This window comes from Sphingomonas phyllosphaerae, assembly GCA_036946405.1.
GTDB lineage: Bacteria > Pseudomonadota > Alphaproteobacteria > Sphingomonadales > Sphingomonadaceae > Sphingomonas > Sphingomonas phyllosphaerae_D.
Window position 1 is genome coordinate 872,415 of the sequence record JAQIJC010000001.1, and the last position, 16,194, is coordinate 888,608.

Below are 16,194 nucleotides of genomic sequence, written 5' to 3' on the forward strand. Positions count from 1 at the left end.
AGACGCGCAGGTTTGTCGATTGAGGCGCAGGCGTCAGAGATTCTGGATCCCCGCCTCCGCGGGGATGACGGCCGGGTGAAAGCATCGTCCCGGATCAAGTCCGGGGTGACGGGAAGCCCTACTTCCCCGCCGCCTCGCGCGCGGCCTGTCGGTCGCGATAGAATTGCTGGACCACCGCCCAGCCTTCCGCGGCGCTCTCGACATAGCGGAAGATGCCGAGGTCACGCTCCGACACCACCCCTTCCTCGACCAGCGCGTCGAAGTTGATGACGCGCTGCCAGAATTCGCGCCCGAACAGCAGCACCGGAATCGGCTCGACCTTGCCGGTCTGGATCAGCGTCAGCAGCTCGAACAACTCGTCGAACGTCCCGAACCCGCCCGGGAACGCCGCCAGCGCGCGCGCGTGGAGCAGGAAGTGCATCTTGCGCAGCGCGAAATAGTGGAACTGCGTCGACAGCGCCGGGGTGACGTACGGATTGGGCGCCTGTTCGTGCGGCAGGACGATGTTGAGCCCGATCGATTCGGCGTGAACGTCCGCCGCGCCGCGATTGGCCGCCTCCATGATCGACGGACCACCGCCCGAACAGACCACGAAGTGCCGCTTGCCCGCCTCGTCGCGCGGGAAGTTCGAGCACAGCTGCGCCAGCTCGCGCGCCATGTCGTAATATTTGCTCTTGTCGACCAGCCGTTGCGCGATCTTCCGGCTCTTCTCGTCGGTGGCGAGGTCGAGCAGCGCCTGTGCCTTGGCCGGCTCGGGGATGCGCGCCGAGCCGTAGAAGACGAACGTCGAGCCGATATGCGCTTCCTCGAGGATCAGCTGCGTCTTGAGCAGCTCGAGCTGGAAGCGGACGGGACGGAGGTCCTCGCGGAGCAGGAAGTCCATGTCCTGAAAGGCGAGGCGATAGGCCGGGCTCTCGGTCTGCGGGGTGGAGACGTTGGTCTTGGCGACCTCGGCATCCTGCTTGGCACGCGGGAAGACGCGGCTCGGTACTCGGGTATCACTCATTTACCGTGGGATAGGACGGCAATGTTACGCCTGCAAGCTCACCTGCAGAAGCGCGCGCCGTCGTCTTCCAGATGCAGGTGATCGCGGTGCACGGCATTGTAATCGGGCGACAGCACCGTCCCGAACCGTCGGCACGCCGAGGTGTGGACGACTTTCAGGAACTCGCGCACCGCCGGGTCGGGGGAGTTCCAGTCGCGCAGGATCGAGATGCGCCGGCCGTCCTTCAGCTCGAACGCGCCGATATCGATCGCATTGGCGATCGCATGACCGGAACGCCGCGCCGGCCCGCTGGTGCCGACGGTGTTGCGGCAGGCATAGCTGCCCATGCTGACGACGCGCGACAGTTCCGACCCGAGAATCTGATAGGCGGCGGGCGCGACGCCGTTGCGCGCCCAGCCGGCATAAGCGCGCGCCGCGCCGCAGCGCACCGCGCCGAGATTGGCGGTCGGCACGCCAATGTCGAGCAATTTGACCGTCCCGGTCAGCCCGCACCCGCCACCGAAATCCTTGTCGGGCAGCGGCTGGAAATCGACCCCGAGCGCGCGCAGGTCGGCGAAGCATTGCCGGGTCTCGCGCGCGGAGGGCAACTCGACCCGCGCGCGCTGCGTCGGCGCGACCGGGCGCTCGGTGCTTCCGCAGCCGGCGAGCGCCAGCGCCACCGCGATCGTCATGCCGGACCTGATCCGGCATCCACCCATCCGCTCGCCCCGCATCACGCTGGCTTGCGGCACGGTGAACCCCGGAACAAGTCCGGGGTGACGAAGGGAGTCGGCGGCGCGACGACCCGAGCGATCCATGTTGCCAATGCGCCCGACCGCCGCTAGGGCCGTCGACGGGCCACGCGGTCCCAACGCCGCGCGCGCTCTCTGTAAGGAGAGACAGACATGACTGATTCGACTGCCGCCGACGCCATTCTTGCGCCGACGAAGCCCGCCACCAGGCCGGCGCGTCCGCATTTCTCGTCCGGCCCGTGTGCCAAGCCGCCCGGCTATGATCCCGCCAAGCTCGCGACCGACGTCCTCGGACGTTCGCACCGCTCGAAGCTCGGCAAGCAGCGGCTGCAATATTGCATCGATCTGATGCGCGAGCTTCTGAACCTGCCCGACACGCACCGCATCGGCATCGTCCCCGGTTCCGACACTGGCGCGTATGAGATGGCGATGTGGACGATGCTCGGCGCGCGTCCGGTCACCGCGCTCGCGTGGGAAAGCTTCGGCGAGGGCTGGGTGACCGATGCGGTCAAGCAGCTGAAGATCGACCCGACCGTGATCCGCGCCGATTACGGGCAGCTCCCCGATTTGCAGCAGATCGACTGGTCGAACGACGTGCTGTTCACCTGGAACGGCACCACCAGCGGCGTGCGCGTGCCGAACGGCGACTGGATTCCCGACGATCGCGCCGGGCTGAGCTTCGCCGACGCGACCAGCGGTGTGTTCGCCTACGACCTGCCGTGGGACAAGATCGACGTCGCGACGTTCAGCTGGCAGAAGGTGCTGGGCGGTGAGGGCGCGCATGGCGTGCTGATCCTCGGGCCGCGCGCGGTCGAGCGGCTGGAGACGTACACCCCGGCATGGCCGCTGCCCAAGGTGTTCCGCCTCGTTTCCAAGGACAAGCTCGCCGAGGGCGTGTTCAAGGGCGAGACGATTAACACTCCGTCGATGCTGGCGGTCGAGGATGCGATCTGGGCGCTCGAATGGGCCAAGTCGCTGGGGAAGGGCGGACTGATCGCGCGCTCCGACGCCAATGCCGCCGCGCTCGACCGGATCGTCGCCGAGCGCGACTGGCTGGGGCATCTCGCCGAGGACGAGGCGTCGCGGTCGAAGACCAGCGTGTGCCTGACCGTCGAGGGCGCCGACGCCGACTTCATCAAGAAGTTCGCCGCGCTGCTCGAAAAGGAAGACGCCGCCTATGACGTCGCGGGCTATCGCGACGCGCCGGCCGGGCTGCGCATCTGGTGCGGCGCGACGGTGGATACTGCCGATATCGAGGCGCTCGGCCCGTGGCTCGACTGGGCCTACGCCACCGCGAAGGCATGACAATCTAGCCCTCTCCCCTGCGGGGAGAGGGTTGGGTGAGGGGCCGAGGTCTCACCGAGACGAACCTCTCTGCGAGGCTCCGACCCCTCACCCCAGCCCTCTCCCCACAGGGGAGAGGGAGCCAGCACATTCCACGAAAGGCACCAACATGCCCAAGGTACTGATTTCCGACAAAATGGACCCGCGCGCTGCCGAGATCTTCCGCGAGCGCGGGGTCGAGGTCGACGTGATCACCGGCAAGACCCCCGACGAGCTGAAGGCGATCATCGGCAACTATGACGGGCTCGCGATCCGCAGCTCGACCAAGGTCACCAAGGACATCCTCGAACACGCCACCAACCTGAAGGTCGTCGGCCGCGCCGGGATCGGGGTCGATAACGTCGACATCCCTGCCGCCTCGGCAAAGGGCGTGGTGGTGATGAACACGCCGTTCGGCAATTCGATCACCACCGCCGAACACGCGATCGCGCTGATGTTCGCGCTCGCGCGCCAGCTGCCCGAGGCCGACGCCTCGACGCAGGCGGGCAAGTGGGAGAAGAACCGCTTCATGGGCGTCGAGGTCACCGGCAAGACGCTCGGTCTGATCGGCGCGGGCAACATCGGCTCGATCGTCGCCGACCGCGCTTTGGGGCTGAAGATGAAGGTCGTGGCCTTCGACCCGTTCCTTACCGAGGAGCGGGCGGTGGAATTGGGCGTGACCAAGGTAACGCTCGACGAGCTGCTGGCGCGCGCCGACTTCATCACGCTGCACACGCCGCTGACCGACCAGACCCGCAACATCCTTTCGGCGGAAAATCTCGCCAAGACCAAGAAGGGCGTGCGGATCGTCAATTGCGCGCGCGGCGGGCTGATCGACGAGGCCGCGCTCAAGGAAGGGCTCGACTCGGGGCATATCGCGGGCGCGGCGCTCGACGTGTTCGTGACCGAGCCGGCCAAGGAGAGCCCACTGTTCGGCACCCCGAACTTCGTCTCGACCCCGCATCTCGGCGCGTCGACCACCGAGGCGCAGGTCAATGTCGCGATCCAGGTCGCCGAACAGATGGCCGACTATCTGGTCTCGGGCGGCGTCACCAACGCGCTCAACGTCCCCAGCCTGTCGGCCGAGGAAGCGCCGAAGCTGCGCCCGTATATGGGGCTGGCCGAGAAGCTCGGCTCGCTGGTCGGGCAGCTCGCGACCGGCGCGATCGACCGCGTCTCGATCCACCGCGAGGGCGCAGCGGCGGACCTCAACCCCAAGCCGCTGACCAGCGCGGTGCTGACCGGCTTCCTGCGCCAGCAGACCGACACGGTGAACATGGTCAACGCGCCGGTGCTGGCGCGCGACCGCGGCATGGAAGTGCGCGAGATCCGCACCGAGCGTGAGGGCGATTACCACACGCTGTTGCGCGTCGCGGTCCGCACCGCCGACGGCGAGCGCTCGGTCGCGGGGACGCTGTTCGGCGACAGCGCGCAGCGGCTGGTCGAGCTGTTCGGGATCAAGGTCGAGGCCGATCTGACCGGCGCGATGCTGTATGTGGTCAACGAGGACGCGCCGGGCTTCATCGGTCGCATCGGGACGCTACTCGGTGAGGCGGGGGTCAACATCGGCACCTTCCACCTCGGCCGTCGCGAGGCGGGCGGCGAGGCGGTGCTGCTGCTGTCGGTCGACCAGCCGGTCGATGCCGACCTGCTCGCGCAGGTCAAGGCGCTGCCGGGCGTGAAGACCGCGATGGGGCTGTCGTTCTGATTTTTTGGGGGGCTAGTCTCGGTGAGACACCGGCCCCTCACCCAACCCTCTCCCCGGAGGGGAGAGGGCTAAAGTGACCCAAAAGCCCTCTCCCCTGTGGGGAGAGGGTTGGGTGAGGGGTTGCCGCGCACGCTACCGCCACAGATGGTACGCGCCGATGCAAATCGACCCACTCCTCCTCGACCGCGCCCGCAAGATGCGCCGTCAGATGACCGAGCCAGAAACTCGCCTGTGGCTCGCCGTCCGCGGCAAGCGCCTGAACGCCGTCAAGTTCAGCCGGCAGGTGGTAGCTGGCCCGTACATTCTCGATTTCTGCGCACGGCTGCACAAGCTCGCCGTAGAGGTTGACGGCGACACCCACACCGACCAAGCCCGCGATGACCGGCGAACCGAATGGCTCGAAGCGCACGGCTATCGGGTTCTTCGCTTCAGCAACGCGGACGTGACGATGAATTTGGATGGGGTGCTTCAGATGATTGCCGTCGCGGTGATGACCGCCCTTCACCCGACCCTCTCCCCAGGGGGGGGAGGGCTATAATGACCGCGCTTCTGCCCGAAGGTCTTCGCGACCGCCTGCCGCCCTTCGCCGATGCCGCTGCCGCGATCGAGGCGCGGGTGCTCGCCGCGATCGGCGCGCATGGCTATGAGCGTGTCGATCCGCCGCTCGCCGAATTCGCCGACGGGCTCGGCACGCGGCTGAAGGCGGGGGCGCTCCACGATGCGGTGCGCTTCGTCGATCCGGTGTCGCAGCGCACGCTGGCGATCCGCCCCGACCTGACCGCGCAGGTCGCGCGGATCGCGGCGACGCGGATGGGGCACCACCCGCGCCCGGTGCGGCTCAGCTATGCCGGCGCGGTGCTCAAGCTGCGCGCCAGCCAATTGTCGCCCGCGCGCGAGACGCGACAGATCGGCGCGGAACTGTTCGGGCTCGATTCGCTCGCCGCCGCGCAGGAGGTCGTCACCGTCGCGATCGACGCGCTGGAGGCGGCGGGCGTCACAGGTGCCTCGATCGATTTCACGCTTCCCGACCTCGTCGACACGCTCGCCGCCGGGCCGCTGCCGGTCGCGCCCGAAGCGCTCGACACGCTGCGCCAGCGGCTCGACGCCAAGGATGCCGGCGGGGTTGCGGCGGTTGCGCCCGATTACCTGCCGTTGATCGAAGCGGCGGGCCCCTTTGAGAAGGCATTGGCGCGGCTCCGCGCGTTCGATCGCACCGGCGTGCTGGCGACGCGGCTCGACGGGCTCGCGGCGATCGCGGCGGCGGTCGGCGATCGCGTGGCGATGACACTCGACCCGACCGAGCGCCACGGCTTCGAATATCAGACGTGGCTTGGCTTCTCGCTGTTCGGTGGCGGAGCGGGGAGCGAGATCGGGCGCGGCGGCACTTATGCGGTCGTCCACGAGGGCGGCGCCGAGGAAGCGGCGACCGGCTTCTCGCTCTATGCCGACCGCTTGCTCGGCGATCCGCCGGTGCACGACCGCCGCCGCCTGTTCCTCCCGCTCGGCACGTCGCCCGCCGAAGCAGCGCGGCTGCGCGCGGCAGGCTGGGTCACGGTCGCGGCGCTGGCGGCCGGCGACACGCCCGAGGCCCAGGTCTGCACGCATTTCTTCGCCGACGGTGAGGCCCGCGTCTTGTAGGCGGAACCAAATCCGTCATCCCGGACTTGATCCGGGACGACGAAGGTAGCGGGACGCCGCTCCATTGCCGCGAACGCGACGGCGGTTGACCCGCTCCCGCCCGCCCGCTACCCGCGCCCCCGACATTCCTGAACCGCCCGCGTGCCGAGTCCTGTCGAAGGGCGCGCGGGTTCGCAGCGGCAGGCGAGGAATCGCATCCATGGCAAATGTGGCAGTCATCGGCGCGCAATGGGGCGACGAGGGCAAGGGCAAGATCGTCGACTGGCTGGCGGAGCGCGCCGATATGGTCGTCCGCTTTCAGGGCGGGCACAATGCCGGGCACACGCTGGTGGTCGGCGAGAACGTCTACAAGCTCTCGCTGCTGCCGTCGGGGATCGTGCGCGGCACACCGTCGGTGATCGGCAATGGCGTGGTGCTCGATCCGTGGGCGCTCAAGGCCGAGATCGAGCGGCTCGGCGCGCAGGGCGTCACCGCCACGCCCGAGACGCTGCGCATCGCCGACAATTGCGCGCTGATCCTGCCGTTCCACCGCGACCTCGACGGGCTGCGCGAGGATGCGAGCGGCGCGGGCAAGATCGGCACGACGCGGCGCGGGATCGGCCCGGCCTATGAGGACAAGGTCGGCCGCCGCGCGATCCGCGTCTGCGACCTGGCGCACCTCGACGATCTCGGGCCTCAGCTCGACCGGCTGACCGCGCACCACGACGCGCTGCGCGCCGGCTTCGGCGAGACGCCGATCGACCGCGACGCGCTGGTCGCCGAACTGCGCGACATCGCCGGCTTCGTGCTGCCGTTCGCGCGGCCGGTGTGGCGCGATCTCAACGCCGCCAAGGAAGCCGGCAAGCGCATCCTGTTCGAGGGGGCGCAGGGCGTGCTGCTCGACATCGATCACGGCACCTATCCGTTCGTCACCTCGTCGAACACGATCGCGGGCAGCGCGGCGGGCGGCTCGGGGCTCGGCCCGGCGGCGGTCGGCTTCGTGCTGGGGATCGCCAAGGCCTACACCACGCGCGTCGGCTCCGGGCCGTTCCCGACCGAGCTGGACGACGCCACCGGCGAGCGGCTGGGGACGCGCGGGCATGAGTTCGGCACCGTCACCGGGCGCAAGCGCCGTTGCGGCTGGTTCGACGCAGTGCTGGTACGGCAATCGGCGGCGGTCGGCGGGATCACCGGAATCGCGCTCACCAAGATCGACGTGCTCGACGGGTTCGAGGACGTGAAGATCTGCACCGGCTATCGCCTGCGCGGCGAGGTGATCGATTATTACCCGACGCATGCCGCCGATCAGGTGCTGGTCGAGCCGGTCTATGAGACGATGCCGGGCTGGCAGGAATCGACTGCGGGGGCGCGGAGCTGGGCCGATCTGCCGGCGCAGGCGATCAAGTACATCCGCCGCGTCGAGGAACTGATCCGCTGCCCGGTGGCGCTGGTGTCGACCAGCCCGGAGCGGGCGGACACGATCCTCGTTCGCGATCCGTTTGCGGATTGAGTTGCCTGAACGCGTCGTCCCGGACTTGATCCGGAGCCCCGCTTTATCTCACCGTCGAGAAGAAGCGGTGCCCCGGGTCGAGCCCGGGGCGACGGTTCAAGGTCGATATAGCAACCCTTAGCTACGCGGCCCCGGCTGGGTCGCGGTGCCGGCCGCGCCACCCTGCGGCAGCTGATCCGACGGCGTGTTCGTCGCCTCGGTCGGCTGCCCCTGCTGCGGCTGGCCCATCGTGGTGCGCGAATTGGTCACCGCGTCCGGTCCGGTCGTCGTCGTCGAGTTGCGGCCACGCGCGCGCCGCGTCGAGCGCGTGGTGGTCGTGGTGCTGTCCGTCGACGTGCTGGGGGTCGTGGTCTGCGGCGAGCTGGTCATCGGGTCCATCGTGGAGCCGCCCATCGTCGAGCCCCCCATCGTACCGCCGGGCTGCCCCGGCGTACCGCCGATCGTCCCCCCGGGCTGCATCGTGCCGCCCATCGAACCGCCGGTCTGGCCCATCGTACCACCGGCGGTGCCGCCGGTCGTCTGCGCCACGGCGGCGGCGGGAAGCAAAAGGACAGCGGCGGTCATCGCGATATAGGTACGCATCGAACCTCTCCTTATATGGAATGGCTCGTCAACGATGCGCGAACGCCGAACGTTCCTGACAATCGGCGCGCTTTGCCTAACTTATGCCGCATTGCGCGCGGTGCAGCAATGCCTGATCGGCAAGCACCAGCGCGACCATCGCCTCCACCACCGGCACGCCGCGGATCCCGACGCACGGGTCGTGGCGGCCCTTGGTCATCACCTCGGTCGCGGTGCCGTCGCGGGTGATGCTGGGGACCGGTGTCAGGATCGAGCTGGTCGGCTTGAACGCGACGCGCACCCGCACCGGTTGCCCGGTCGCGATTCCGCCCGCGATCCCGCCGGCATGATTGGCGAGGAAGTCGGGCGTGCCGTCGGCGCCGGGGCGCATCGGATCGGCGTTCTGCTCGCCCGACAGCGCCGCGGCCGCGAAGCCGTCGCCGATCTCCACGCCCTTGACCGCGTTGATCGACATGCACGCCGCGGCGAGTTCGCTATCGAGCTTCGCATAGAGCGGCGCACCCCAGCCCGCGGGCACCCCGGTCGCCTCGCACGCGATCACCGCGCCCAGCGACGAGCCGGCCTTGCGCGCCGCGTCCATCTTCGCCTCCCAGCGCGCGGCGGCACCGGCATCGGGGCAGAAGAACGGATTGGCGTCGATCTGCGCATCGTCGAACGCGGCATCATCGATCGCGTCGCCACCGATCGCCTCCACCCAGGCGCGGATGCGGACCTGCGGCACCACCGCGCGCGCCACCGCGCCGGCCGCGACCCGCGCCGCGGTCTCGCGCGCCGATGAGCGCCCGCCGCCGCGATAGTCGCGGAAGCCGTATTTGGCGTCATAGGCGTAATCGGCATGGCCGGGGCGGTACGCCTGCGCGATCGCCGAATAATCCTTGGAGCGCTGGTCGACATTCTCGATCATCAGGCTGATCGGCGTGCCGGTGGTGCGCCCCTCGAACACGCCCGAAAGGATGCGGACCTGATCCGGCTCCTGCCGCTGCGTCGTGAAGCGCGACTGGCCGGGGCGGCGGCGGTCGAGCCACGGCTGGATATCCGCCTCGGTCAGCGCGATCCCCGGCGGGCACCCGTCGATCACCGCGCCCAATGCCGGGCCGTGGCTCTCGCCCCAGGTGGTGAAACGGAAGACGCGGCCGAAGGTGTTGAAGCTCATGGAGGCGCGCTTTGCCAGAAGCGCAGGGCGGGGGACAGACCCCTCTCCCGTCATTCCCGCACACCCTCCCGTCATTACCGCGTCCCGCGTCCCGCGTCCGCCGCCCCCTTCTTCGTCATTCCCGCGAAGGCGGGAATCCAGACGCGCAGGTTCTTGGAAGAGCCGCGACGTCAGAGGTTCTGGATTCCCGCCTGCGCGGGAATGACGGACGGGAGGCACGGAGCGGCGGGTCAGGTCACCAACTTCTTCAACCCCGCCAGCGTATCCGCCTCCGCCGCCGGCTTGTCGGTCCTGATCCGCGCGATCCGCGGGAAGCGCATCGCCAGCCCGGACTTGTGCCGCTTCGATTCGTGGATCGAATCGAACGCGATCTCCAGCACCAGCGTCTTCTCGACCTCGCGCACCGGGCCGAAGCGGTTGAGCGTATGCTGGCGCACGAAGCGGTCGAGCTGCGCGATCTCCTGATCGGTGATCCCCTGATAGGCCTTGCCGACCGGCAGCAACTCGCCGTCCCCCGCCTTCTCACCGCTCCAGCAGCCGAAGGTGTAATCGCTGTACCAGCTCGATCGCCGGCCATTGCCGCGCTGTGCGTACATCATCACGCAATCGGCGGTCAGCGGGTCACGCTTCCATTTGTACCACAGCCCGGTGCGCCGCCCCGCGACATACGGCGAATCGCGGCGCTTGAGCATCATGCCCTCGATCGCCGCGTCGCGCGCGCCGGCGCGGATGCCTTCCAGCGCGGTGAAGTCCTCGGCCTCGATCACGCGGCTGAGATCGAAGCGCGCGGGATCGAGCCGCGCGGCGAACGTCTCCAGCCGCACGCGCCGCTCGCTCCATGGCAGCGCGCGCAGGTCCTCGGTGCCGTCGAACAGGATATCATAGAGCCGCACGAACGCGGGCGCCTCGGCGAGCATCTTCGCCGACACCACCTTGCGCCCGAGCCGTTGTTGCAGCGCGTTGAAACTGCCCGCCTCTCCACCCTGGAAGTCGCCCCGCACCATCAGCTCGCCGTCGACGACGCCGTGCGTCGCGAAGGCGGCGGCGACATCAGGGAAGGCGCGCGTCACATCGTCGCCGGTGCGGCTGTAGAGCCGCGTCTCCCCCGCGACATGGACGAGCTGGACGCGGATGCCGTCCCACTTCCACTCCGCCGCATAATCGGCGAGATCGACACGCAGATCGTCGAGCGGATGCGCGAGCATGAACGGGCGGAACACCGGCACGTCGGCGGCGGTCGGCTGCACGCCGGTGCCCTCCGCCCAGGCGAACAGCGTCGGGTAGGGTGGCTCCAGCCCGTGCCACACCTCCTCGACCGCCTCGACGTCGAGCCCGAACGCATCCGCCAGCGCCTGTTTGGCGAGCCGCGACGATACGCCGATGCGCAGGCCGCCGGTCGCCATCTTGAGCAGCGCGAACCGCTCCTCGGCATCGAGCCGGTCGAGCATCGTCGCCAGTGCGGCCGGCGCGTCGGAACGCGACAGATGCGCCAGCCGGTCGACGACGTTCGCCACCGTCAGCGGCTCGGCGGTTTCCGGCGGGTGATCGGGTTCCGGCCACAGCAGCGCGACCGTTTCGGCGGTGTCACCGACATAGTCGCGGCTCATCCGGAACAGCACCGGATCGACCCGCGACTCGACCAATGCGCGGATCACCGCCGGCTTCACACCCGGCAGGTCGAGCTCGCCGGTCAGCGCCGCCATCGCCCAGCCGCGATCGGGGTCGGGCGTCGCGCGCAAATAATCGCCGATCAGCTTCAGCTTGGCGTTGCGCGACCGGGTGTAGATCAGCGCGTCGAGCAGGGCGGCAAACGCGTGCACGTCAGAAGATGCCCAGGAATTTCTTGCGCTTCTGCCCCTCGACCTTGCCGTTGCCGACATCCTTGCGCGGCTTGCCGTCCTTGTCGCGCTGGGCGGCGGCCGGCTTGGCGGCGAGCACCGGGCCGCATTGCGCCGCCTTGGCGTCACCCGGATCGACGAACGCCAGCAACGCCGCGACCGGCGTGCCGACGATCGCCAGCCCCAGCCCGGCACCGGCGCGCGCCACCAGCTGCGGCGAGATCACGTTGAGCGACGGCGATGCGAAATAGCCGCTGACCCCGACCGGCGACTGGCCCGAGAACAGGCTGAACTTCTTGGCATCGGCACGGAAGGCGAGATCGAGCGCCTCGCTCCTGAAGCTGAAGCCGCCCTTGCCGAGGATGACGTTCTTCTTGGTGTCGATCAGGATCGGGTCGGTCGCGGCGACGCCGTTGCGCACGGTGAACGCGACCAACCCGCAATTGATCTGCACCGGCTCCTTCAGCTCCTGCTCGAACATCTTCTGGATGAACACGCCCAGATCGATTTCGGCGAGCTGGACGTTGCGCGTCCACAGGCTGCCGCTCGGGATCACGAAGGCGATCCGGCCATCGGCGGTCGAGAGCGAATCGTGAATCGTGTCGCCGCGTCCCTTCAGCTGGATCCGTCCGCGGATCGTGCCGCTGGTCCCCGACTCGGCGACGCCATAGCCGGCGAGCAATTGCCCGAGCGGGGTGGGCGCGAGCCGCACGTCGTAGCTGACCGCACTCGGCCGCTGGCGCGTGTCGAACACGGTGTCGGTCGCCAACTTGCCGCGCGCCATCGTCATGGTCAGCGGCGACAGCGCCAGCCGCCCGCGCTCGAGATCGAGCTTCAGGTCGATGTCAGCGATCGGCAGCCGCTTCGAGCGGACGCGGTCGATATGCCATGTCAGATCGGCGTCGAAGCGCTGCATCGTCGCGATCGGCAGCGCGGCGTCGGGCAGGATGCGCGCAGGCGCCGCACCGGTCGCCGCGGCGGCGGCGATCGCGCCTTTGGTCGCGACGATATCGGGGTTGAAGCCGATGAACGGCGCGGCATCGATGATGTCGAGCTGGCGCGTGGTCAGTTGCGAATCGAGGTGGAGCCGCGCGCGGTTGGCGATCGTCAGCCGCCCGCGCACGTCGCTGTCACCGAACGTCCCGCGCAGGTGCGTGAAGCGATACTCGGGCCCGCTCTGCACCAGCTGCGCGCGCAGCCGATAGGTGCGCGTGTTCGGGATCGCGACGCCGATGATGTCGAGCAGGGTCGCGAGGTTGCGCCCGCGCGCCTGCACCGCCAGCGGCAAGTCCTCGAACGCGGCGATGCTCGGCAGCGTCCCCGCGACATCGATGACGTTCCCCGCCGCCCGCGCCCGCATTACCAGCTCGTTCCTGCCGCGCGCGACCGTGGCGTCCGGCGACAGCAGCCGCGCCACGACCGTGAACGGCGTCCCGCGCAGCCGTCCGCCGCCGTCGAGACCGACCGCTTCGCCGATCCGCGCCTCGGTGGAGCGGATCGTGTCGAGTTTGACGTCGGCAAGCAACTGCATCCGCGGATCGAGATAGCGGACCTGCGTGCCGGTAACGGTCGCGCGGTCGATGCGCGGCAGGTCGAGCGGCTTGCCGCCCTTCTTCTCGCTGAACGTCCAGCTATTGTGGTCGTGCGCCTTCGTCCATTCGAGATCGACCGCGCCGTTGGTCAGGTCCAGCCAGTAGAGCCGGCGCTTGCCGAACAGCAGCGACAACGGTGCGATGCGCGTGTCGATTCGGTCGGCGCTGAACAGATACGGCCGCGTCGCCCACGCCGGATTGGCGATCGCGATCTTCTCGGCATAGAATTTGATCTTCAGCGGCGCGAAATAGAGCTGGAAGTCGCCGCCGACCGTCACCTGCCGGTTGGTCAGCCGGCCGACGACGCGCTCGAACGTGCCTTTCAGGAACCGGCCCTTGGTGACGAACAGCACCAGCCAGATTGCGGCGAGCGTCGCGACCAGCACCACCGCGACGTTGCGCGCGATGCGCCGCCAGCGCGGTTTGGTCTGCGGCGCGGGAGCGGTCGTTGCCATCGCGGTACAATCGCAAGATTGCGGCGCGGGTTCCCTGTGGTTGCTTTTCGGGCGACGTGTCGCTATGCGGCCCGCTTCCCGAGCGATCGGCGGATACGGACGGCCCGGCCAACGAGGGCTGCCGCGGCCGTCTCAGTCGATTCGCGCAGCAGAAAGGATGAAAATGCCCAAGCTCAAGACCAAGAGTGGCGTGAAGAAGCGCTTCAAGCTGACGGCCACCGGCCTTCTGAAGCACGGCGTCGCTGGCAAGCGCCACCGCCTGATGAGCCACAACGCCAAGTACATCCGCCAGAACCGCCGCACCAAGGTGCTGTCGAAGGCCGACACCGCCGCGGTGAAGGCCTGGGCGCCCTACGGTCTCAGCTGAGCGAGAAGGAATAGAATATGGCACGCGTCAAGCGGGGCGTAACCACTCGCGCCAAGCACAAGAACATCCTGGAACAGGCCAAGGGCTATCGCGGTCGTCGCAAGAACACGATCCGCGTCGCCCGTCAGGCGGTCGAAAAGGCCGGCCAGTACGCCTATCGCGACCGCAAGGTTAAGAAGCGTACGTTCCGTGGTCTGTGGATCCAGCGCATCAACGCCGGCGTCCGCGCCGAGGGTCTGACCTATTCGCAGTTCATGCACGGCCTGAAGCTGGCGGGCGTCGAACTCGACCGGAAGGTCCTGGCCGACATCGCGATGCACGAGGGTGAGGCTTTTGCCGCCATCATCGCGCAGGCGAAGGCGGCTCTCCCGCAGGCCGCCTGAGTGCGGACGGCCCGCGCCTGCGACAGCAGGCGCGGGACTCGTCACGACGGGCAGCGGGTCGGCAACGCCGATCCGTCTGACGGCGTGACGCAATAGATGCGAAAAGGGCGTCGGTGATAACACCGGCGCCCTTTTCTGTTCGATGTGTCAGTGACCCACTCTCGTCATCCCCGCGCAGGCGGGGATCCAGACGCGCAGGTTCTTCGATAGGAGCGCAAACGTCAGAGGTTCTGGATTCCCGCCTGCGCGGGAACGACGGAATTAAGTAGGCGTCCCACGCCAACAACGAGGCAGCGTCTTCTACCCCCCTCGCCCCGCCGCTAACGTCATCCCCGCGCAGGCGGGGATCCAGACGCGCAGGCCTGTCGATAGAAGCACGAACGTCAGAGGTTCTGGATTCCCGCCTGCGCGGGAACGACGAAAAGGGAGCGGGGAATGGAGCGGCAACCATGCGTCTACATCCTCGCCAGCCGACCGCACGGCACGCTCTACATCGGTGTCACCTCGAACCTGCTCGGCCGGCTGATCCAGCATCGCAACGGCACCTTCGAGGGCTTCACCGCACGCTATCACGTCACCCGGCTCGTCTGGTACGAAACCGCCGACACGATGGAGGCCGCGATCCAGCGCGAGAAGCAACTGAAGAAGTGGAATTGCGACTGGAAGCTGCGGCTGATCGAGGAAACCAACCCGCAATGGCTGGACTTGGGCGCAAGCTTCGGCTTGGACGGCACGCATGACGGATAACACGATGACTGACACCGACGATCTCAAGACCCATCTGCTCGTCGCGATCGACGCCTCGGCCTCGCTCGATGCGCTGGAGGCGGTGCGGGTCGATGCGCTCGGCAAGCAGGGCCGCGTCACGCAGCTGCTCAAGACGATGGGCGCGCTCTCCCCCGAGGAGCGCCAGACGCGCGGCCCCGCGATCCACGGGCTGCGCGAGGCGGTGACCAGCGCGATCGCGGTCCGCAAAAGCCATCTGGAGCAAGTCGCGCTCGACGCGCAGCTCGCCAGCGAGGCGCTCGACATGACGCTGCCCGCCGACGCGCCGCTCGCCGGCACGGTGCACCCGGTCAGTCAGGTGATGGACGAACTGGCGGAGATCTTCGCCGACCTCGGCTTCGCGGTGGCGAGCGGGCCGGAGATGGAAACCGACTGGCACAATTTCGGTGCGCTCAACATACCCGAAACCCATCCGGCGCGCGCGATGCACGACACCTTCTACCTCGCCGGGCGCGAGAACAGCGATCCGAACGATCGCGAGACACCCCGCGTCCTGCGCACGCACACCTCGCCGGTGCAGATCCGCACGATGCTGGCCAACAAGCCGCCGATCCGCATCATCGCACCGGGCCGCACCTATCGTTCCGATAGCGATGCGACGCACACGCCGATGTTCCACCAGGTCGAGGGGCTGGTGATCGACAAGGGCATTACGCTCGGCCACCTCAAATGGACGCTGGAGACGTTCCTCAAGGCATTCTTCGAGCGCGACGATATCGTGCTCCGCCTGCGCCCGAGCTATTTCCCGTTCACCGAGCCGTCGGCGGAGGTCGACGTCGGCTATTCGGTGGTGAAGGGCAAGCGCGTGATCGGCGGGTCGGAAGGCTGGATGGAAGTGCTGGGCAGCGGCATGGTCCACCCTAAGGTGATCGAAGCGTGCGGGCTCGATCCCGAGAAATGGCAGGGTTTCGCGTTCGGCTGCGGGATCGACCGGCTGGCGATGCTGAAATACGGGATGGACGATCTGCGCCCGTTCTTTGACGGCGATATCCGCTGGCTGAAACATTACGGGTTCAGCGCGCTCGACGTGCCGACCCTGTCGGGCGGCGTCGGGACGCCGGCCTGACAATGACGTCGTCGTTCCTGCGAAGGCAGGAACCCATGGCTGGTGAGTGTGCCACCACGTAGAGACATAGGCTCCTG

The 16,194-nt window shown here is 68.3% G+C and carries 15 protein-coding genes; 9 read left to right on the forward strand and 6 right to left on the reverse strand.

The window, feature by feature from the left end; all coding sequences use genetic code 11:
* Positions 1–118 precede the first annotated feature (118 nt).
* Together PGN12_04125 and PGN12_04130 are read right to left on the reverse strand one after the other, a co-directional pair.
* Positions 119–1,006, reverse strand: coding sequence for an LOG family protein (locus tag PGN12_04125; protein ID MEH3103073.1), 888 nt, complete (start codon positions 1,004–1,006; stop codon positions 119–121).
* A gap of 38 nt (positions 1,007–1,044) precedes the next feature.
* The gene (locus PGN12_04130; GenBank protein MEH3103074.1) at positions 1,045–1,677 is read right to left on the reverse strand and encodes an extensin family protein; all 633 of its coding nucleotides are present in this window, start codon (positions 1,675–1,677) and stop codon (positions 1,045–1,047) included.
* Between the two features lie 213 nt (positions 1,678–1,890).
* Here PGN12_04130 and PGN12_04135 point away from each other — a divergent pair, with 213 nt between their 5' ends.
* The 5 genes from PGN12_04135 to PGN12_04155 all read left to right on the forward strand — a co-directional run bounded on the left by PGN12_04135 (position 1,891) and on the right by PGN12_04155 (position 7,895).
* Positions 1,891–3,042 (forward strand): phosphoserine transaminase, encoded by a 1,152-nt coding sequence (locus PGN12_04135; GenBank protein ID MEH3103075.1) that lies wholly within the window; start codon positions 1,891–1,893, stop codon positions 3,040–3,042.
* 148 nt (positions 3,043–3,190) lie between these two features.
* Positions 3,191–4,768 (forward strand): phosphoglycerate dehydrogenase, encoded by a 1,578-nt coding sequence (serA, locus tag PGN12_04140; protein MEH3103076.1) that lies wholly within the window; start codon positions 3,191–3,193, stop codon positions 4,766–4,768.
* Positions 4,769–4,925: 157 nt separating this feature from the next.
* Positions 4,926–5,306, forward strand: a complete 381-nt coding sequence (locus PGN12_04145; protein MEH3103077.1) for a DUF559 domain-containing protein — start codon at positions 4,926–4,928, stop codon at positions 5,304–5,306.
* Positions 5,306–6,406 (forward strand): ATP phosphoribosyltransferase regulatory subunit, encoded by a 1,101-nt coding sequence (locus PGN12_04150; GenBank protein ID MEH3103078.1) that lies wholly within the window; start codon positions 5,306–5,308, stop codon positions 6,404–6,406. The genes PGN12_04145 and PGN12_04150 overlap by 1 nt, the downstream gene beginning before the upstream one ends.
* A 199-nt stretch (positions 6,407–6,605) precedes the next feature.
* Positions 6,606–7,895 carry an adenylosuccinate synthase gene (locus PGN12_04155; GenBank protein ID MEH3103079.1) on the forward strand — a complete coding sequence of 430 codons (1,290 nt, stop codon included), beginning with the start codon at positions 6,606–6,608 and terminating at the stop codon, positions 7,893–7,895.
* A 117-nt stretch (positions 7,896–8,012) separates the two neighbouring features.
* Here the strand turns inward: PGN12_04155 and PGN12_04160 are convergent, their stop codons facing one another.
* From PGN12_04160 to PGN12_04175, 4 genes are all read right to left on the reverse strand, one after another.
* Complete coding sequence (locus PGN12_04160) at positions 8,013–8,477, reverse strand: hypothetical protein (protein ID MEH3103080.1); 465 nt, start codon at positions 8,475–8,477, stop codon at positions 8,013–8,015.
* Between the two features lie 76 nt (positions 8,478–8,553).
* Positions 8,554–9,630, reverse strand: a complete 1,077-nt coding sequence (gene aroC, locus PGN12_04165) for a chorismate synthase (protein ID MEH3103081.1) — start codon at positions 9,628–9,630, stop codon at positions 8,554–8,556.
* A 230-nt stretch (positions 9,631–9,860) separates the two neighbouring features.
* The gene (locus PGN12_04170) at positions 9,861–11,450 is read right to left on the reverse strand and encodes a cisplatin damage response ATP-dependent DNA ligase (GenBank protein MEH3103082.1); all 1,590 of its coding nucleotides are present in this window, start codon (positions 11,448–11,450) and stop codon (positions 9,861–9,863) included.
* 1 nt (position 11,451) lies between these two features.
* Entirely contained in the window at positions 11,452–13,515 is a 2,064-nt protein-coding gene (locus tag PGN12_04175) for an AsmA family protein (protein MEH3103083.1), read from the reverse strand.
* Positions 13,516–13,678: 163 nt separating this feature from the next.
* On the opposite strand from PGN12_04175, the gene rpmI reads away from it, so the two are divergent.
* The 4 genes from rpmI to pheS all read left to right on the forward strand — a co-directional run bounded on the left by rpmI (position 13,679) and on the right by pheS (position 16,117).
* Positions 13,679–13,882, forward strand: coding sequence for a 50S ribosomal protein L35 (gene rpmI / locus PGN12_04180; protein MEH3103084.1), 204 nt, complete (start codon positions 13,679–13,681; stop codon positions 13,880–13,882).
* 17 nt (positions 13,883–13,899) lie between these two features.
* Positions 13,900–14,265: a 50S ribosomal protein L20 gene (gene rplT / locus PGN12_04185; GenBank protein ID MEH3103085.1), complete on the forward strand. Its 366-nt coding sequence runs from the start codon at positions 13,900–13,902 to the stop codon at positions 14,263–14,265.
* 435 nt (positions 14,266–14,700) lie between these two features.
* On the forward strand, positions 14,701–15,012 hold the full coding sequence (locus PGN12_04190; protein MEH3103086.1) for a GIY-YIG nuclease family protein: 312 nt from the start codon (positions 14,701–14,703) through the stop codon (positions 15,010–15,012).
* A 4-nt stretch (positions 15,013–15,016) separates the two neighbouring features.
* Positions 15,017–16,117, forward strand: coding sequence for a phenylalanine--tRNA ligase subunit alpha (pheS, locus tag PGN12_04195; GenBank protein MEH3103087.1), 1,101 nt, complete (start codon positions 15,017–15,019; stop codon positions 16,115–16,117).
* Positions 16,118–16,194 lie beyond the last annotated feature (77 nt).